General features: G+C 47.2%; 20 protein-coding genes. 14 read left to right on the plus strand and 6 right to left on the minus strand.

Annotation, left to right across the window (positions count from 1 at the left end):
- Nucleotides 1-85, plus strand: an 85-nt coding sequence (locus tag FQV28_RS04165) for an IS3 family transposase (protein ID WP_146494376.1), incomplete at its 5' end; no start/stop codon positions are given.
- A gap of 65 nt (nucleotides 86-150) precedes the next feature.
- Here FQV28_RS04165 and FQV28_RS04170 read toward each other — a convergent pair.
- Nucleotides 151-813, minus strand: coding sequence for a B3/B4 domain-containing protein (locus FQV28_RS04170; RefSeq protein ID WP_146494321.1), 663 nt, complete (start codon nucleotides 811-813; stop codon nucleotides 151-153).
- A gap of 66 nt (nucleotides 814-879) precedes the next feature.
- On the opposite strand from FQV28_RS04170, the gene queG reads away from it, so the two are divergent.
- The 3 genes from queG to FQV28_RS04185 all read left to right on the plus strand — a co-directional run bounded on the left by queG (nucleotide 880) and on the right by FQV28_RS04185 (nucleotide 3,150).
- Nucleotides 880-2,025 (plus strand): tRNA epoxyqueuosine(34) reductase QueG, encoded by a 1,146-nt coding sequence (gene queG, locus FQV28_RS04175; protein ID WP_146494322.1) that lies wholly within the window; start codon nucleotides 880-882, stop codon nucleotides 2,023-2,025.
- A 9-nt stretch (nucleotides 2,026-2,034) separates the two neighbouring features.
- Nucleotides 2,035-2,508, plus strand: a complete 474-nt coding sequence (gene trmL / locus FQV28_RS04180) for a tRNA (uridine(34)/cytosine(34)/5-carboxymethylaminomethyluridine(34)-2'-O)-methyltransferase TrmL (RefSeq protein WP_146494323.1) — start codon at nucleotides 2,035-2,037, stop codon at nucleotides 2,506-2,508.
- Nucleotides 2,509-2,841: 333 nt separating this feature from the next.
- Nucleotides 2,842-3,150 (plus strand): hypothetical protein, encoded by a 309-nt coding sequence (locus FQV28_RS04185; protein ID WP_146494324.1) that lies wholly within the window; start codon nucleotides 2,842-2,844, stop codon nucleotides 3,148-3,150.
- A gap of 65 nt (nucleotides 3,151-3,215) precedes the next feature.
- Here FQV28_RS04185 and FQV28_RS04190 read toward each other — a convergent pair whose 3' ends face one another.
- Nucleotides 3,216-4,517 carry an NCS2 family permease gene (locus FQV28_RS04190; RefSeq protein WP_146494325.1) on the minus strand — a complete coding sequence of 434 codons (1,302 nt, stop codon included), beginning with the start codon at nucleotides 4,515-4,517 and terminating at the stop codon, nucleotides 3,216-3,218.
- Nucleotides 4,518-4,667: 150 nt separating this feature from the next.
- On the opposite strand from FQV28_RS04190, the gene FQV28_RS04195 reads away from it, so the two are divergent.
- Together FQV28_RS04195 and FQV28_RS04200 are read left to right on the plus strand one after the other, a co-directional pair.
- Complete coding sequence (locus FQV28_RS04195) at nucleotides 4,668-5,498, plus strand: aldo/keto reductase (protein WP_146494326.1); 831 nt, start codon at nucleotides 4,668-4,670, stop codon at nucleotides 5,496-5,498.
- A 94-nt stretch (nucleotides 5,499-5,592) separates the two neighbouring features.
- A complete protein-coding gene (locus FQV28_RS04200) occupies nucleotides 5,593-5,835 on the plus strand; it encodes a DUF1572 family protein (RefSeq protein WP_255472798.1) in 243 nt (80 codons plus the stop codon).
- A gap of 107 nt (nucleotides 5,836-5,942) precedes the next feature.
- On the opposite strand, the gene FQV28_RS04205 is transcribed toward FQV28_RS04200, so the two are convergent.
- The 3 genes from FQV28_RS04205 to FQV28_RS04215 are packed head-to-tail and all read right to left on the minus strand — an operon-like array spanning nucleotide 5,943 to nucleotide 7,741.
- Nucleotides 5,943-6,788, minus strand: coding sequence for an RluA family pseudouridine synthase (locus FQV28_RS04205; RefSeq protein WP_146494328.1), 846 nt, complete (start codon nucleotides 6,786-6,788; stop codon nucleotides 5,943-5,945).
- Between the two features lie 55 nt (nucleotides 6,789-6,843).
- Entirely contained in the window at nucleotides 6,844-7,314 is a 471-nt protein-coding gene (locus FQV28_RS04210; protein ID WP_146494329.1) for a thioredoxin family protein, read from the minus strand.
- 1 nt (nucleotide 7,315) lies between these two features.
- Nucleotides 7,316-7,741, minus strand: coding sequence for a disulfide oxidoreductase (locus FQV28_RS04215; RefSeq protein WP_146494330.1), 426 nt, complete (start codon nucleotides 7,739-7,741; stop codon nucleotides 7,316-7,318).
- Nucleotides 7,742-7,873: 132 nt separating this feature from the next.
- Between FQV28_RS04215 and FQV28_RS04220 the strand changes: the two genes are divergently transcribed.
- The 4 genes from FQV28_RS04220 to FQV28_RS04235 all read left to right on the plus strand — a co-directional run bounded on the left by FQV28_RS04220 (nucleotide 7,874) and on the right by FQV28_RS04235 (nucleotide 13,071).
- Nucleotides 7,874-9,418, plus strand: coding sequence for a carbon-nitrogen hydrolase family protein (locus FQV28_RS04220; protein WP_146494331.1), 1,545 nt, complete (start codon nucleotides 7,874-7,876; stop codon nucleotides 9,416-9,418).
- Nucleotides 9,419-9,502: 84 nt separating this feature from the next.
- The gene (locus FQV28_RS04225; RefSeq protein WP_146494332.1) at nucleotides 9,503-11,203 is read left to right on the plus strand and encodes a phospho-sugar mutase; all 1,701 of its coding nucleotides are present in this window, start codon (nucleotides 9,503-9,505) and stop codon (nucleotides 11,201-11,203) included.
- A gap of 102 nt (nucleotides 11,204-11,305) precedes the next feature.
- Nucleotides 11,306-12,421 (plus strand): GAF domain-containing sensor histidine kinase, encoded by a 1,116-nt coding sequence (locus FQV28_RS04230; RefSeq protein ID WP_146494333.1) that lies wholly within the window; start codon nucleotides 11,306-11,308, stop codon nucleotides 12,419-12,421.
- Nucleotides 12,422-12,435: 14 nt separating this feature from the next.
- Complete coding sequence (locus FQV28_RS04235; RefSeq protein ID WP_146494334.1) at nucleotides 12,436-13,071, plus strand: response regulator; 636 nt, start codon at nucleotides 12,436-12,438, stop codon at nucleotides 13,069-13,071.
- A gap of 643 nt (nucleotides 13,072-13,714) precedes the next feature.
- Here FQV28_RS04235 and rsgA read toward each other — a convergent pair.
- Nucleotides 13,715-14,794 (minus strand): ribosome small subunit-dependent GTPase A, encoded by a 1,080-nt coding sequence (gene rsgA, locus FQV28_RS04240; protein WP_186763777.1) that lies wholly within the window; start codon nucleotides 14,792-14,794, stop codon nucleotides 13,715-13,717.
- A 393-nt stretch (nucleotides 14,795-15,187) separates the two neighbouring features.
- On the opposite strand from rsgA, the gene ehuB reads away from it, so the two are divergent.
- From ehuB to ehuA, 4 genes are all read left to right on the plus strand, one after another.
- Nucleotides 15,188-16,054 (plus strand): ectoine/hydroxyectoine ABC transporter substrate-binding protein EhuB, encoded by an 867-nt coding sequence (ehuB, locus tag FQV28_RS04245; protein ID WP_146494336.1) that lies wholly within the window; start codon nucleotides 15,188-15,190, stop codon nucleotides 16,052-16,054.
- A 95-nt stretch (nucleotides 16,055-16,149) separates the two neighbouring features.
- Nucleotides 16,150-16,806, plus strand: a complete 657-nt coding sequence (ehuC, locus tag FQV28_RS04250; protein WP_146494337.1) for an ectoine/hydroxyectoine ABC transporter permease subunit EhuC — start codon at nucleotides 16,150-16,152, stop codon at nucleotides 16,804-16,806.
- On the plus strand, nucleotides 16,806-17,516 hold the full coding sequence (gene ehuD, locus FQV28_RS04255; protein WP_146494338.1) for an ectoine/hydroxyectoine ABC transporter permease subunit EhuD: 711 nt from the start codon (nucleotides 16,806-16,808) through the stop codon (nucleotides 17,514-17,516). Before ehuC ends, ehuD begins: the two co-directional genes overlap by 1 nt.
- On the plus strand, nucleotides 17,513-18,289 hold the full coding sequence (ehuA, locus tag FQV28_RS04260; RefSeq protein ID WP_146494339.1) for an ectoine/hydroxyectoine ABC transporter ATP-binding protein EhuA: 777 nt from the start codon (nucleotides 17,513-17,515) through the stop codon (nucleotides 18,287-18,289). Before ehuD ends, ehuA begins: the two co-directional genes overlap by 4 nt.
- Nucleotides 18,290-18,321 lie beyond the last annotated feature (32 nt).

Raw genomic sequence — 18,321 nt, forward strand, 5'->3', positions numbered from 1 at the left:
TTACATGTATTATTACAACTACATCCGACCGTTCCAAAAATTAAACTGCCACTCTCCGGTTGAATACCGGACAATGGCAGTCTAGGTGTTTTTTCTTGTGTCTCAAATTAACGGGTCAGTCCATTTTTCGAAGAGTGGTTTTTATGTTATTCACCAAACCGCAATGTCAGCGTCGCCGCCGTTGATGCCGGTGAACATATTGGATGCGGCAGTCAACAGCTGGATCGCAGTGTCGCGGTCCATGGACGGGCGCAAATAAAAGATATGTAGCGCATTGGCAGTCTGTTCGGTGACCATCGTGCGTTTAGAATCGACGTACGGGCTGCCGAAAGCGCCTTGCTCATCTTTAGATACAAGAATATTGGTTAAGGTATTGATGCGGTTGTTGAGGCCCTCGTATTGATCTTCTTCGGTGCCGACGGAAATTTCCACAGCACCTGAAATTTTGTCCGCATCGTACAGGCCGAGCGGGATTTCGTATTGCAGCGAAAGAAAGCTGTTCATATCTACTCCTGAATGGACAGGCGTCAAGTAATTCTGTTTGCGGATTCTGCGGAATAAAGCTTCTGCGGATGGGCGGTAACGGCTGGGATCTGAGCCAAGCGCTTTCCACAACAGTTGCCATTCGAGGAGTCCCGGAAAATCGGTGATTTCTTTGTCTTCCAAATCAAAGTATAATTGTTCCTGGAAAAGCTGGAGCCGGCCCTTTAACATTTGAGGTGACTCGGAAACGGTGATATTGTTATAATGAATCGTTCCTATTTTAAAATCAGGAAGAATTTCGATAATTTTAGGATTGATTGAGATGTCCATGCGCAATCTTCCTTCCAAATGGGTTTTAATCATCGTATCATAAAATAGAGTGAGGGGTTACCAACAATGAATCTCGAAGGGTTTCAACAAGAGCTTGTTGCATATGCCTCTGAAATTGGGATTGATAAAATCGGTTTTGCATCGGCAGAGCCTTTTTATAATTTGCGCCACCGGCTCCTCCGCCAGCAGCAATTGAAGTACCAGTCCGGATTTGAAGAACCGGACATCGACAAGCGGACACGGCCGGATCTGCTGCTGGATGAAGCGGTGAGCATCATCGCAATTGCGATAGCTTATCCGTCAAAAATGAAAGACGCACCGCAAGGCGTGAAGGGGGCGCGGCGCGGCATTTTCTCCCGTTCGTCTTGGGGGAAAGATTACCACGCAGCGCTGAAGGAACGCCTGACGTTATTGGAAGCCTTTATTGCGGCCCATTATCCTGATGCCCGTATGCGGTCAATGGTAGACACGGGTGAATTGTCAGACCGGGCAGTGGCGGAACGCGCCGGCATCGGCTGGAGCGCGAAAAACACCAACATCATCACGCCGGAGTTTGGATCGTATGTATACCTCGGGGAAATGATCACCAACATTCCGTTCCGGTTTGATGAACCGATGGAAGACCAATGCGGCGATTGCCGGCTGTGCATCGATTCGTGCCCGACAGGTGCGATTGTGGAAGGCGGCCAATTGAACGCCCAGCGCTGCATTTCGTTTTTGACGCAGACAAAAGGTTTTTTGCCGGATGAATTCCGGACAGTTATCGGCAACCGGTTGTATGGCTGTGATACTTGCCAAACGGTGTGCCCGAAAAACAAACGGAAAGCCAACCAGATCCATGCGGAATTCGAACCGGATCCGGAAATCGCCAAGCCGCTGCTAGAGCCGCTGCTCTCGATTTCCAATAAAGAATTCAAAGCGAAGTTCGGCTATGTATCGGGTTCGTGGCGCGGCAAAAAGCCGATTCAGCGCAATGCCATCTTGGCACTGGCGCATTTCAAGGAAGAGGGCGCCGTACCGGCATTGATTGATTTACTGATTAATGATGACCGGCCTGTCATCCGGGGAACAGCCGCCTGGGCAATCGGGAAAATTGGAACGGCTGAAGGGCTTATCGCTTTAAAACAAGCAGGGCAAAAAGAGCAGGATGAAGAAGTGCTTGAAGAAATTCACAAAGGATTGGCATTTTTTGCTGAAAAATTGAAAGGATAAGTGAAAGATTTGGCTATACACATTGTTTTGTACCAACCGCTGATTCCGGCAAATACCGGGAACATCGCCCGCTCCTGTGCAGGAACAGGAGTGAAATTGCATTTAGTCCGGCCGCTTGGCTTTTCAACAGACGATAAAATGTTGAAGCGCGCAGGCCTTGATTACTGGGAGCACGTGGATTTGACGTACCAGGATTCGCTGCAGGATCTGTTCGACAGCTACAAAGACGGGGAATTCTATTACATTACCAAATTCGGCACGAAAACGTATACGACATTCGATTTTTCGGACAGAGAAAAAGATCATTTCTTCGTGTTCGGCCAAGAAACAAAAGGCTTGCCAAGAGAATTGATTGACGAGAACCTGGACCGTTGCCTGCGGATTCCGATGAACGAGCATATCCGCTCGCTGAATCTGTCCAATACGGCGGCTATTTTGATGTACGAAGCGTTGCGCCAGCAGGATTATCCAGGATTAAAATGAAAAAAGGACAGCGGAATCGCTGTCCTTTTGCATTATTTCTCGTCGAATGTACCTGGTTTGTCGTCGTGCCCAGCTGAAAGAATAGCTGATAAGAAGGCTACCACGACACCTAAAATAAGGATTAAGTTCATAATTAACGACCTCCTTGAAATGTGCATCTGTTGTTTAGTATAGCTTATACACGGGAAAAATGAAATAATAGTGCGGAATGAAATGTGAAGAATTTCTGTCCATATCTGTGAATGATTTAAAGAAAGAAAAAATAAATTGAAACATAATCAGAACTCATTCGTATATATAACATACGAAAGTTTCGGGGAAGAGGTGAAAAGAATGAGAATGAAAATTTCTGTGGCTTTATTGTGGTTGACGGGGCTTGCCGAAGCATTCTTAGCGATTCCGTTCATTGGCGGTGGATTTGTCGTCAGCACCGGATATACAGCGCTTGGCGTCATGTTTGTCCTCCATGTGATCACATTGTTTTTCTGTTTTCGGGAATATTCACCAAAGAGCGGTTCGATTTTAGGGATTATCACAAGCTTAGTCTCTTGGTTCCCGCTGATCGGTTGGGCGCTTCACTTGCTGACAGCTGTTGTTCTTATTTTCTCGGCTGCAGTTTCAGACCGACGCGCAAGAATATAAAAATGGAAAAAACCGCCGAGAAGGCGGTTTTTTTTGTTTTGCAATCGTAGTATTGATAAAGCTTTTTAATGAGGCGCAATCAAAATTTGAATGGTGAAAAGCACTGCGAATACATACAAGATCGGATGGACCGATTTTCCCTTTCCTTTGAAAATCTTCATCAAAGGATAGGAGATAAAACCAAGCGCAATTCCTGTTGCGATGCTTGAAGTCAAAGGCATAGCCAGGATGATCAAGAAAGCGGGGAACGCTTCGTCAAATTGCTCCCAGTCGATTTGTTTGACCGCGCCAATCATCAAGCTGCCGACAATGATCAAAGCAGGCGATGTAATTGCAGCAACGCTTGATAAAGAACCGACAAGCGGACCGAAAAAAGCGGCAATGATGAATAGGATGGCAACCGTCAAAGTTGTCAAACCTGTCCGCCCGCCCGCAGCAACCCCAGCTGACGATTCCACATAAGCGGAGGTCGGGCTGGTCCCGATCATGGCACCCGCTGTAGCGGCGACCGAGTCGGCAAGCAATGCTTGGCGCATGCGCGGCATTTTGTTTTCTTTCATCAATCCTGCTTGTTTGGCAACCCCGATCATCGTTCCAGTCGTATCAAACAGCGTAACAAGCAAGAATGAGAACACGACGCCGTATAAGCCATACTGGATAACAAGTTGAAAAGCTTCGAGCGGGTTCCAGATGATGATGCCTTCCGGCAAGGACGGCAGTTTCAAGAATCCATCCCCGAATTTCAGTTGCCCTGTGAAGAAGGCGACAAGGCCTGTAACAATCATTCCATAGAAGATACCGCCGTGTATGTTCAACGACATGAAAATAAGGGTAATCAATAAGCCGAGCAATGTTAATGCTACAGGCGGGGAAGTCAAATCCCCAAGCCCGACTAAATTTGCTTCGTTGGCAACAATAATGCCGCTTAGGCGCATGCCGATAAAAGCGATGAACAGCCCGATTCCTGCTGTGATGGCATGCTTCAAGTTTTCCGGAATGGCTTCAATCAATACTTTTCGCAAACGCGTCAATGACAAAACAACAAAAATCAATCCTCCGGCAAAAACCGCCGCAAATGCAGTGGTGTAATCAATCGCACCGCCGGAAGCCAGCACCATCGACGTGAAATACGCATTTAACCCCATGCCGGGAGCTATGGCAATCGGATAATTGGCGAATAGCGCCATCCATAATGTGCCGATTACAGAAGCGATAATTGTCGCAAGGAATACTTGGTCAAACGGCACGCCCGCCGCTCCTAAAATAACTGGATTCACGATGACAATATAAGCCATTGTCAAAAACGTGGTAGTTCCTGCCAATACTTCAGTTTTTACATCTGTTCCATATTCTTTTAAATGAAACATCATTAAACTCCTCTCGAAACACGAACATTTTAAACGACCTTTCAAATATTATTCGCTTTTAAAAGAAAAAGCAAGAGTTTTAGAAAAAAAAGTGGAAAGTCGATATTTGTGCCGGCTATTTGTACAATGAGGAAAGAAAGGGTGAATGTTATGGAACTTACAATCAACTCAACAAAAATCTTACATAATGGTATTGAAATGCCGCGTTTCGGCCTCGGTGTTTACAAGATGACTGATAAGGAAATTGCAGTAGAGGCGATGGTCACTGCCATCAACGGCGGTTACCGTGCAATTGATACGGCGGCATTGTATGGCAACGAGCGGGAAGTGGGGGAAGCGGTACGCGCTTCGGACACAAAACGGGAAGAGTTGTTCATCACCTCAAAAGTATGGAACTCGGACCAAGGCTATGATGAAACATTGCGGGCATTTGACGCATCTCTCGAGCGGCTCGGCTTTGATTATTTGGATCTGTATTTGACGCATTGGCCGGTTCCCGGCAAGTACGAAGATACGTACCGGGCGCTTCAGCGCTTGTACGATGAAAAACTGGTCCGTTCTATTGGAGTTTCCAACCACCAAGAGCACCATCTTGAAAAAATCATGGCCACTGCCAATACAAAACCAATGGTCAATCAAATCGAACTGCACCCGCACTTGACGCAAAAGCCGCTGCGCGCATTTTGCGCAACAAACGACATTGCTGTCACTTCTTGGTCGCCTCTGGCACGCGGAACCTTATTAATGGAAAGTACTCTTCAGAAAATTGCGGACGCCCATGGCAAAACTGTTGCCCAAGTGATCATCCGCTGGCACCTGCAAAGCGATTTGCTCGTCATTCCAAAATCCGTGACGCCAGCCCGCATTGCACAAAACGCCTCAGTTTATGATTTTTCGTTGTCTGCAGAAGAAATGGCGATAATTGATGCACTCAACCAAGACCGCCGCACTGGCATTCATCCGGATAACATAACTGCTTGATAAAACAAACCGCCGATCCATTGAATGATTGGCGGTTTTTCGTTTTGGATAGGGACCGGAACTTAACTCCTCGACTTTCCGGACTATTGAGGAATTGACAGAGACTTCTTGGCAAAACCACGTTGCTGCACTAGACGCCGGACTTGGAGAGTGGCAAAGGGCCGTTGAAGAATCTACCGAAGAGCAGCTTCACGAATCAATTCCAGGATTTCCGGAAGAAGCTGTCTGGTGGGGAGCGCTATCCAATCTTTGTACACATAACACGTACCATATCGGGCAGATTATCTATATCCGCAAAGCACTTGGCAATTGGGAAATAGCAGCGGACTGGGCGTAGAAAAATAGCATCTATGTTTACCATTGCTTGTTGTACGGCCGCAAGTGACTTTTGCAAAATAAAAAACCTGCATAGAGAAATCTATGCAGGTTGCTTGATGTTCTTGGTTACCGTGAAGTGTCTTCAACCACAATTTTTTCGCCGGTAAACGGGTGGATAAATGACATGCGAAATGCATGCAGGTGATAGGCGCCGTCTTGTGTCGGCGTTCCTCCATACAATTCATCCCCGATAATCGGATTTCCAAGATGGGCGAGGTGCGCCCGGATCTGGTGAGTCCGGCCGGTTTCAAGCGTCAGGTGGAGGATTGATTTGCCTTCCATTTGTTTGATCACTTTATAATGGGTGACTGCGCTTTGGCCGGTCGGTGATGCAATGCGGCGGGAAGCATGATGGCGGTCGCGTCCTAGCTTCGCGTCGATGGTTCCGGATTTTTCGCGGACTTTCCCTTTGACGACGGCTTCATAATCACGGACAAGCTGTTTTTGCTCGAGCATGCGATCCAAGACATTTTTAGCAACTGGATGCTTGGCCACCATCAACAAGCCCGACGTTCCTTGATCAAGACGATGGACATGTTCGGCATAGGAACCGCCATTGCGGACGATATGGCCGAGAATGGCGTTGATGAATGTATCGATCTGGCCTGTTTCGTTCGGGTGTGTTTTCATGCCTTTCGGTTTGCTGGCGATGAGAAAATGGTCATCTTCAAACAATATCGGCAATTCCACATCGTGCTTCGGCTCATAAGGCGACGATGCAGGAGGCAAGTCGAAATGCAAAACCGTTCCTTTGGCGAGAGGTTCTTTCCAAATTACCTCTTGAAACTTATCGTTTTTCACGCTTTTCGCCATCCGCATTTCATGGACGACCTTTTTTCCTAATCCCCATTCGGACCGCAGCAATTCTTCGACAGTCATGCCGTCGTCTTTCACTTCATAACTCCAGCTCATTTGGCTTTCCTCCATAAAAAAGGATCATGCGCACTGCACATGATCCTTTTGTCAGTTATTTTAAAACAACTTCATTGAAAAACTGTTCAATATTTTCTTTCGGCTGTGAACCGACCCAGCGTGCCACTTCTTTTCCGTCTTTGTAGTGGACAAGTGTAGGCGTTGCTTCAATCGCATAATCCGTCCACCCTTGTTCAAACTCTAACAGATTGTACTGCATGACGTCTACAGCCATATCTTCAGCAACCGGCATCAAAACCGGAGTTGTTGCCTGGCAATGAGGGCAAGTTGGACTGAAAAAATAAACTGTCGTCGGCTCGCCGCTTGTAATCTTTTCATTGACTTCAGCTGGCAATGCAATGTTCTGGTAGTTTTCATCGTCCAACTGATCGATGGTCGGCTGTTCCAAATCTTCTGTGCCGTAAGGATTGTTTGCAAGCTTTTTGTCATTCGACTGATTGGTCAAGAAGATGATCAATCCGAAAATAAGGACGAAAACAGCCGCGATGGCTATCATTTTTTTCATTTTATTTTTCCTCCTTGAGTGTTTTCCATAAATAAATGCTCAGCCCTGCGATGGATGTAAATGCGATAAGCGCTAAAAATGGAATGGTGATAAATCCTAGCCAATTGATGTATTGGCCGGTACATGGTACTTGCCCGCAGGCAGGAGCTGAGTCAGCCAAAAAAGCCAGCTTTTGGATTCCGTAGTGGTAAAGGGAGATGCAGCCGCCGATAATGGCAAAAATCATGGTAGTAGCGGCGATGCGCACATTTTTCTGAACATAAGCAACTCCGATGATGATAACGAGCGGATACATGAAAATGCGTTGGATCCAACACAATTCACATGGTACATACCCCCGGATTTCAGAAAAATAAAGTGATCCCATTGTAGCAGCCAGTGAGACCACCCACATGGACAGCAAAACGTTTTCTTGGCGCTTGGACATATAAGTAGTACCTCTTTTCAAGATTTTCTTCTATAAAAGTATAATTCTTAAACCTCGGCAAGTAAAATATTATCATGATAGTAGACTATCCTATATAATGAACTATGAATCTTTTGTGAAGGAGTGGCTGCAGTGCCAGAACAGTTCGATTTATCCAATTTCGAAAAAAGCATGATCATCCGCGAGATGACGTATGCCGATATAAATGCAATTATGGAAATGCAGCGTTTATGTTTCCCGGGGATGGACCCGTGGAAAGAAGAGCAATTGAGAAGCCATTTGGGCGTTTTTCCACAAGGGCAGCTTGTAGCTGAACTCGATGGAAAAGTGATCGGCTCGTGCTCGAGCTTATTGATAAACTTTGATGAATACGATGACCGCCATACATGGGACGATGTCACTGACGGCGGATATATCACCAACCATAATCCTGATGGCTACAATATGTACGGGATCGAAGTAATGGTCCATCCGGAGTTCCGGCGGATGCAGGTCGGGCAACGGCTCTACGAAGCGCGCAAGGAATTGGCGCGAGAATTGAACCTGAAGTCGATTATCATCGGTGGACGGATTCCGAATTATTCAAAGCACGCAGATGAAATGTCGCCAAGAGAATACGTGGATTCGGTGTCCCGCCATAAAATCTACGATCCTGTGTTGACTTTCCAATTGATGAACGGTTTCCAGCTCATGCGCATCAATCCGAACTATTTGGATGACGACTTGGCTTCAGGAAAATACGCGACACTCATGGAATGGAACAATGTGGATTATAAGCCGATTTCCAAACGCCATTTCAAAACAAGTTTGCCGGTCCGCATCTGTGTGGTCCAATATCTGATGCGCGCCATCGAATCGTTTGAAGACTTGGCAAGCCAAGTGGAATATTTTGTCGATGTGGCATCTGATGCACATTCCGACTTTGTTGTGTTCCCGGAAATTTTCACGACACAGCTCATGTCCTTCTTGAATGAGCCATCGCCAAGCCAGGCAGTGCGTAAATTAACCGAGTATACACCTCAGTATATCGAATTGTTTACCGATCTTGCAGTGCGCTATAACGTCAACATTGTCGGCGGTTCTCACTTCGTCAAAGAAGAAGACGATGAAATTTACAACATTGCTTATTTGTTCCGCCGCGATGGCTCGATCGACAAACAGTATAAAATTCACATTACGCCGAATGAACGGAAATGGTGGGGAATTTCAGCAGGCGATTCAGTCCGCGTGTTTGATACGGATTGCGGAAAAATCGCCATCCAGATTTGCTACGACATTGAATTCCCTGAACTTGCCCGCATTGCGACAGATATGGGAGCCAATATCATTTTCACGCCATTCTGTACTGAAGACCGCCAAGGTTATTTGCGCGTCCGTTATTGTGCACAAGCGCGTGCTGTAGAAAACCAGATTTACACAGTCATTTCCGGGACAGTCGGCAACTTGCCGCAAACGGAAAATATGGATATCCAATACGCCCAGTCCGGCATTTTTGCGCCTTCCGATTTTGAATTTGCCCGCGATGGCATTGTCGGGGAAACAAACGCCAACTTGGAGATGGTGCTGATCGGGGATGTGGATCTTGAGATTTTGCGCCGCCAACGCCAAAACGGTACGGTCAAGCAATTGAAGGACCGCCGCCACGATGTTTACCGCGTGGAATATAAAAAAGATTGATATATAGAAGCCGCTTCCAAAATGGGAGCGGCTTTTTTTTGTGTTCTTTGGTAAACTAAATGTAAAAGAAAGGGAGGGATTTTTATGGCATGGCAAGAAAAAATCAAGCGCTGGCTTGAACACGATCAATTGGATGAAACAACAAAAGAAACCTTGAACCAGTTAAAAGATGACGACAAGTGGGCAGAAGACGCTTTTCATCAGGATTTGGTGTTCGGAACTGGAGGCATGCGCGGGGAAATCGGACCGGGCACAAACCGCATGAACATTTATACTGTGCGGAAAGCATCTCAAGGCATTGCGGATTACATAAAAGAGAATGGCGCAGAAGCGATGGCAAGAGGGATGGTCATTGCATATGACAGCCGCCGCATGTCCCCTGAATTCGCGATGGAAGCGGCGCGGACATTTGCTGCAAACGGCATTCATACCTATTTATACAGCGCTCCTCGGACAACGCCTCAGCTGTCTTTCAGCGTGCGTTATCTGAACGCGTTTATGGGGATTGTCATTACAGCAAGCCACAACCCTCCGGAATACAACGGCTATAAAGTATACGGAGAAGACGGTGCCCAATTGAATTTGGCGGATGCCGACCGCGTCATTGATTATGTAAGCAAGGTAGAAGATGAACTCAATATCAGCAACGCTGAGTTCCAAGAAAATCATCTTGTCATGATTGATGAAAAAATGGACCAGGCTTATATTGCCAATGCGTTAACCGTACAGGAACATGAAGCGGGCCCAATCCAAGCAGTGTTTACGCCGCTTCATGGCGCATCCGGCTCGACGGTGCAGCGCTTGTTGAGTGAAGCGGGTTATACCGGCGTCACGTATGTGAAAGAACAGATGGAGCCAAATGGTGAATTCCCGACAGTCAAATCACCGAATCCAGAAGAAGCTTCTGCTTTTGAAATGGCAATGCAATACGGCAAAGATGCCGGAGCGGATTTATTGATTGCTGTGGATCCGGACGGCGACCGCGTAGGGATTGCGGTTTGGGCTGGCGAACACTATGAACTTTTAAGCGGAAACCAGACCGGCGCAATTTTGATTGAGTACTTGCTCAGCCAAAAAGAACGCAAAGGCACACTGCCGGAAAACGGCCGTATCTTCAAGACCATTGTTACTTCTGAATTTGGGCGAGTTGTCGCTGATGCATACGGAGTTGGCTGTGAAGACGTGCTTACCGGATTTAAATTCATTGGTGAAAAATTAAAAGAAAATGATGCACATAAGACTTTTGAGTTTTTATTCGGATACGAAGAAAGCTACGGCTATTTGATCAAGGACTTTGCCCGTGATAAAGATGCAGTGCAGTCAGTCTTATTGCTTGTCGAAGCTGCTGCTTATTACAAGCAGCAAGGCAAGAGCCTGCACGATGTGCTTGTCGGGCTGTATGAGCGCTTTGGCTGGTACCGCGAAAGCCTTGTATCGATCACGAAAAAAGGCATTGACGGCGCCCGGGAAATCAGTGCGCTGCTTGAAGGATTGCGCAAAGAGCCCATTCAGGCCATCGCTGGTGTTCCGGTTGTCATGATTGAAGATTACGAAACGCAAAACCGTGTATTCACAGATCTTGCGACCCATGAAAAAATCGAATTGCCGCAATCGAATGTCCTCAAATATTTCCTGAAAGATGGTTCATGGATCTGTGTCCGCCCGAGCGGCACGGAACCGAAAGTGAAATACTATTTCGGCGTATTTGCGGATACCGAGCGGGACAGCGATGAAAAGCTGGAATTCATCAAAGAGTCTTTCCTGGATGAAATGAACAGACGCTAACAAAGCAGCTCCCTCTTGCAGGGAGCTTTTTCATTCCAAAGGCTGAGGCACAACTGTGTATAAAACGTGTATCGTTTAGGTATAGGCAGTGAGGTGGAAATTATGGTTTTAGACGAACATTCCAATGTGACGTTATTAAAAGAAATTGCCGAATTTCTTAATGAAGAAACGGATATGGACCGCATGCTCGATGGGGCGATTGACAAATTGCTGAAAGGCTCAAATTTCGAGACCGCTTGGATTTTTTTCATCGATAGCAGTGGCAAGCATCAATTGGTAGCGCATGCCAATTTGCCGCCGGCGCTTGAAGACCAAGATTGCCGCCATCTGCAAAAAGGTGGCTGCTGGTGCGTCAAACGCTACCGGGATAGCAATCTGAAAAAGGCATCGAACATTATCGCATGCCAGCGGATTGAAAACGCGCTTTCCGCCAAAGCAGGGGATACAGAAGGCATTACCCACCACGCTACTGTGCCGCTGCAATCGGGTGAAGAAAAATTCGGGTTATTGAATATTGCTGCGCCCGATACGGTTCGTTTTTCAAATGATGAACTGGCTTTGCTCGAATCAGTCGCGTTCCAAATCGGTTCCGCGATCAAGCGCATCGGGCTGACAAAGCAAGAGCAAGAACTCGCCCTTGTCAAAGAACGCAACCGGCTGGCGCGTGATTTGCACGACTCAGTTAATCAGCTGCTGTTCTCTGTCACTTTGACTGCGCGTGGTGGAATGGAAATGACTGAAGATCCGGACGTCAAAGAGACGTTTCGGGACATCCAGCACTTAACACAGGAAGCGTTGAATGAAATGCGGGCGCTTATTTGGCAGCTGCGTCCAAAAGGGCTGGAAAGCGGTTTGCTTGAAGCCATTAAGGGATATGCTGAGATGCTGGGCTTGTCGCTGGAACTGAAAGTGACCGGTGTTATCCAATTGCCATCGCGAATCGAGGAAACCTTGTTCCGAATCGCTCAGGAAGCATTGAATAATGTCCGGAAACACGCGGGGGTCAGCAAAGTGCAACTGTATTTGTCTGTCACCTCTTCGGATGTCTTGCTCGTCTTGAAAGACGAAGGCCGGGGATTTGCGATTGAGGAAGGGATCTACATTCCGTCAATCGGCATTCAAAGCATGCGTGACCGTGCGGCAGCGGAAGGTGGAGCGGTCGAATGGTCAAGCGAAATCGGAAAAGGGACGGAAATTCTCGTGCGAATGCCTTATTGAAGGGGGAGTTGTAAGTGAAAGTATTGATAGCAGATGATCACCATGTTGTCAGGCGCGGCTTGTTGTTTTTCTTGAAAACGCAGAAAGACATTGAAGTGATTGGGGAAGCGGTCAATGGAAAAGAAGCAGTCGAAATGGCGGCGGCACTTCAGCCTGACATCGTTTTGATGGATTTGGTGATGCCGGTTATGGACGGCATTCAAGCGACTCGAAAAATAAAAGAACAAAATCCGCACATCACCATTTTGATGCTGACGAGTTTTTCGGACAGGGACCATGTCGTGCCGGCGATTGAGGCAGGGGCTGCCGGTTATCAATTAAAAGATATCGAGCCGGATGAATTGGTTGCCTCGCTGCGGAGTTTGATGCGAGGGGAGAATACGCTTCATCCGAAAGCGACTTCTGAACTGTTGAAAGGGCCGGCAGAACCTCCGCCGCATACGGTTAATCTGCTGACTCCACGGGAACAGGAAGTGCTTTTTGAACTGACGAAAGGCAAGAGCAACCGGGAAATCGCCTCGGCGCTTTTCGTAACAGAAAAAACCGTCAAAACCCATATTTCCAATATCTTTACAAAACTCGGCGTTCAAGACCGCACACAAGCAGCTCTATACGCAGTCAAACATGGACTTACAGAGCCTGCACAATAAAAAAGAGTGATACGAAAACGTATCACTCTTTTTTTTCGGTTGTTGAATAACTCCTATAGTGAAGGGATCAGGAAATGTCCTCGTTGCTATTCCGCAAAACAGCTCCGCTTTCCGCGGGCTTGCGCCGAACTAACTCGGGCGAACTGCCCGAGTGGATTTCGGCACTGCGCTATCCCGCAGGAGTCTCCGCTGTTTTGCTCCATAGCTAAGGGAAATGGATTGGAACAAAGCTAGCTTCCCTTATTCAGCCGAAAGGCTTTCTACTTTGATCACTTGGTTACTAGGATAGACAAAGCTTACCTGCTTAGATAGATATCTAAATGAAGCGGAAGGTGGCGACTCCTGCGGGAATGGTGCGAGTCCTGAGACCCCGCAGGAAATGAGTTGGGCAAAAGTAATTTGCCCAACTCATTTGCGACGAAGCTAGCGCAGCGATGCAACGCTTTTTCATGTCTCGAAGCTAGCGTAGCGATGCAGAGACAGGAGCACAAGGTTTTCGCAGCGAGCGAGGAGGCTTAGGCCGCACCCCGAGGAAAGCGTCCGCATGGAGCGCAATGTGAAAAGAGCAACAAGAGTTTCTGGAAAGCCTGAGGAGCGATACGTACAAACGTATCGCTCCTTTTTGTTGCTTTATCTTATTGCTTCATCGTTTTTTCACGGGCCGTTTTCTGTAGTCTTTCGTAACCTGCTTCCACTTATTGCGCTCTGCTTTTTGGGCAGCAAGGTCGCTCTTTCGTTCCATATGGGCGAGTTCGCGCTTCAATTTCAAATAGCTTTGGTAGCGGTCACGCGGCAGTTCTCCGGTAGCCAGTGCTTCCTGGATGGCGCAGCCGGGTTCATTGCCATGGCTGCAGTCGCGGAAACGGCATGCATCCGCCAAAGTTTCCACATCGCTAAAACTTGTTTCCATGCCTTCCGAGGAATCCCCGAGCTGAAATTCCCGCATCCCCGGCGTATCAATCAGCAATCCGCCTGTCGGCAATAACACCAGTTCCCGGTGCGTTGTCGTATGGCGCCCTTTGCTGTCGTCTTCGCGGATTCCTTGTACAGCCATCAGTTCGCTTCCGGACAATGCGTTGATCAGCGATGATTTTCCGACACCCGAAGAACCGAGCAAAGCGCCGGTTTTAGCGCCTGCCAAGATTTTCTGCAAATTGTCGATGCCTTCGCCGGTGACACTCGAAACGGCATAAACCGGAACACCAAAAGCGACCGCTTCCACTTTTTGTAGATACGGCTCGATGTCCGCGCATTGATCCTTTTTGGTCAACACGACAATCGGATTTGCACCGGAATCCCAAGAGGCGATCAAGTAGCGCTCTAAGCGCCGAATATTGAAATCCTGGTTCAACGACATGACCAAAAATACAAAGTCAACGTTGACCGCAATGGTTTGAATTTCTGAAGTATCGCCAGCCGACTTCCTCGAAAACTGGGAAGAACGGGGGAGGACGCTTTGTATAATCCCTTTTTCTTCGCCCGGCATTTGTTCGACCATAACCCAATCGCCGACTGATGGAAACGCTTGATAACCGTGTTCGTGCTTGTATTTTCCGGAAAGGGAGCTGAGCCACTCGCCGTTGTCTGTTACAACTCGGTATAAATGTTTGTGTTCTAGTATCACGCGCCCGGGGATTCCCGGGGCTGAGGCTTTTTCTAGCCAGCTATTATTCCAACCGTACTGTTCAATCTTATTCAATGTGAATTCCTCCTGTTTATGCATAATAAAAAGACCATGGATGCGCGCAAATCGCAGTCCATGGTCCCCAGGCATAATGGAAGAAGCATATCGGTTAAGGCCGATACACAGAAGGGGGCACTATAGACTGGATTTGCGTTTTAGAAAATAAAATAGCCATAATGCCTCACCTCTTTCTTCAAGTTAAATCAAATATAGTCGAATGGAAAGAGAAGGTCAAGGTGTTTTGAAAGAAAAGTTGAATGAATCTGAAAACATTATTCCCAATTTTGATGAGACGAAGAAAAAATTAATAAAACCTGGCTAAATATATTTTAAGTATCAAAAATATGTTAGGATAAAAATGACACAATAAGAAAGAATATTCAGATAAATTTTCTTCTTGCAGATTGACTATCAAACAAAGGGGAGAGCGCCATGAAGAAGTGGAAGCAATTCACAAGTGGATCCATAGCATTCTTAATGCTGGCGGCATGTTCTTCAGGAGGCGGCGGCAGTGGGAGCACCTTGCAAACGATCGAAGAAGAAGGAACAGTAACGGTCGGGTTTGCCAATGAGCGCCCATATGCTTATCAGGAGAATGATGGATCGATCACTGGCCAATCAGTAGAAATTGCCCGGGCTGTTTTTGCAGAAATGGGTGTGGAGGAAGTGGAAGGAACGGTAGTCGATTTCGATTCCTTGATCAGCGGTTTGAATTCCAGGAATTTTGATGCGGTGACCGCCGGTATGTACATCACGCCGGAACGCTGCGAAAATGCCGCATTTGGCGAACCGGAATACAGGATTGGAATCGGCATTGCCACTCAAGCCGGAAATCCGATGGATATTAATAGCTATGAAGACATTGCAAGCAATCCAGATGCGAAAGTAGCAGTCATGGCCGGCGCGATAGAACGCGAGTATATGCTGGCGAATGGCGTAGCCGATGATCAGATTCAGCAAGTAAACGATATTTCGGCTGTCATTACGGCGCTTGATACCGGAAGAGTCGATGCCATTACGATGACCGATTTAACATTGCGGACAGCATTACAAGACCAAGATGCGCAAAACATTGAAATTGTAGAAGGTGTTGAACAGCCGCTTGTCGACGGAGAAGAAGTGATCGGCTATGGAGCCGCAGTCTTCCATCCGGACGATCAGGAATTAGTGGATCGGTACAATGAAGTGCTGGCGGAATTCAAAGAATCCGGAAAATTATTGGAGCTGATGGAACCGTTCGGATTTACGGAAGAAAATTTGCCTGGGGATGTTACGACAGAAGAGCTTTGCGCTGGCTGATCCGATTTGAAGAAATAGGACGTAACTGCGCCAGATACTCTATTGGAGCATCTGGCGCAGTTAGTTAAGATCAGCCATTAAAAGGAGTGAGTCTTATGGAGACGATTGATATTGTCGGTATATTGATGAGAGGTGTTACAGTCACGGTCAGTTTGCTCGCTGCAGCTGGTGTGCTTACTTTTATCGTCGCCTTCATCGCGGGACTGTCGCGCGTCTCCCGGTTCAAAACTGTCAGGCTGCTTACGACGGTCTACGTGGAATTTTTCAGAGGGACCTCGTTGCTGGTCCAGCTGTTCTGGATCTTTTTTGTTTTGCCGCAGCTGTTCGATATCCGGCTTGAACCGTTTTTGGCTGGAGTCGTCACACTCGGCTTGAACTACGGCGCTTATGCATCCGAGATTGTCAGAAGTGCCATCCTTGCTGTTCCAGAGGGGCAGACAGAAGCGGCCATTGCTTTGAACATGTCGCGCTTTCAGCGCATGCGCCGAATCATTTTGCCGCAGGCTCTTCGGACAATGCTGCCAGGATTCGGCAATATCTCTATTGAACTCTTAAAAGGCACATCACTGGTTTCGTTGATTACGCTGCAGGATATGATGTATTTGGCGCAAAATCTGCGGGCGTCGGATTACAGCCTCAGCCTTAAAGTTTTCGCGGTCTTGCTTGTCATGTATTTTGTGCTGGCTTTGCCATTGATCATTTTATCGCGGTATCTTGAAAGGCGCGCGTCCCGGGGGGTGGCTAGTACATAATGGAAATTTTCGATTGGTCATACGCCGCAGAAGTTTTTCCGTTGATATTTCGTGCCATGTTCGTCACGCTAGGAATCACATTAGCCGCATTTGCAGTGGCATTGATTGTTGGGCTTTTGCTTACTTTGCTCAGAAGATCCAAGTTCAAGCCCCTTGCATGGATCACCTATGCTTTTATCGAGTTTGTCCGGGGTACTCCGGTGCTGGTACAATTGTTTTTCGTCTATTTTGCCTGGCCAATGGTGCCAGTGGTCGGTTTTGAAATGTCGGCGATGACAGCGGGCATCGCGACGCTCGGCATCCATTACAGCACGTATTTATCAGAAATTTACCGTTCAGGCATTGAAGCGGTCGACCAAGGGCAATGGGAGGCGAGCAGAGCGCTCAATTTCAATAAGACGAAAACATGGACGAAAATTATTTTGCCGCAAGCCATTCCGCCGATCATTCCGATGCTCGGCAATTACTTGATCGTTTTGTTCAAGGAAACACCGCTCCTAATGGCAATTTCGGTGAATGAAATGCTTTTGACTGCGCGGAACCTCGGCTCGCAAGTTTTTTCGTTTGTTGAAGTCTATACGATAGTCGGACTGTTGTTCTTACTGTTGAGCTACCCGTCCTCTCTTTTGGTCGGCTTTGCTGAGAGGCGCATGAACAACCGGTATATGCGCAAAGACAAAAAAGTGAAAAAGGAGAATGTGATTTCATGACGACGCAACCCATTGTTCAGTTTAAGAATGTAAAAAAATCGTTTGGCGACCTGGAAGTGCTAAAAGGGTTTGATTTGGACATAAAACCCGGTGAAAAAGTTTCCATCATTGGCCCAAGCGGTTCAGGAAAGACAACTATTATTCGGATGCTCATGACGCTCGAGAAGCCGACGGAAGGCGACATTTTAGTCAATGGCGAAAATTTATGGCATATGAAAACGAGCGGCAAACAAGTGGATGCCAACGAAAAGCATTTGAGCAAGATTCGAGGGAACATCGGCATGGTTTTTCAGCATTTTAATTTGTTTCCGCATATGACCATCCTGCGCAACTGTACAGAAGCGCCGATCCAAGTACTCGGCCTCGGCAAAAAAGAAGCCGAACAACGAGCAATCGAAATGCTTCAAAAAGTCGGTTTGGCCGACAAAATTAATAACTATCCATTCCAGCTCTCGGGTGGCCAAAAGCAGCGGGTAGCGATTGCCAGAGCGCTTGTCATGCAGCCGAAAGTGATGCTGTTTGATGAAGTGACTTCTGCGCTTGATCCGGAACTGGTGGGCGAAGTCCTGCAAGTTATCAAGGATTTAGCCGAGCACAGCGACATGTCGATGATTTTGATTACACATGAAATGGATTTCGCCAGGGAAATTTCAGACCGCGTCGTCTTTTTCGCTGATGGTTATTTAGTTGAGCAAGGCCCTCCGGAAGAATTGTTTCTGCAGCCAAAAAGCGACAGGCTGAAAAATTTCCTTCAGCGGTTCAGCCGGGTCTGACGAAAAAGACTGAGGTTTTCTTTAAAGAACCT

This window comes from Planomicrobium sp. CPCC 101079 (genome assembly GCF_007859275.1).
GTDB lineage: Bacteria > Bacillota > Bacilli > Bacillales_A > Planococcaceae > Planococcus.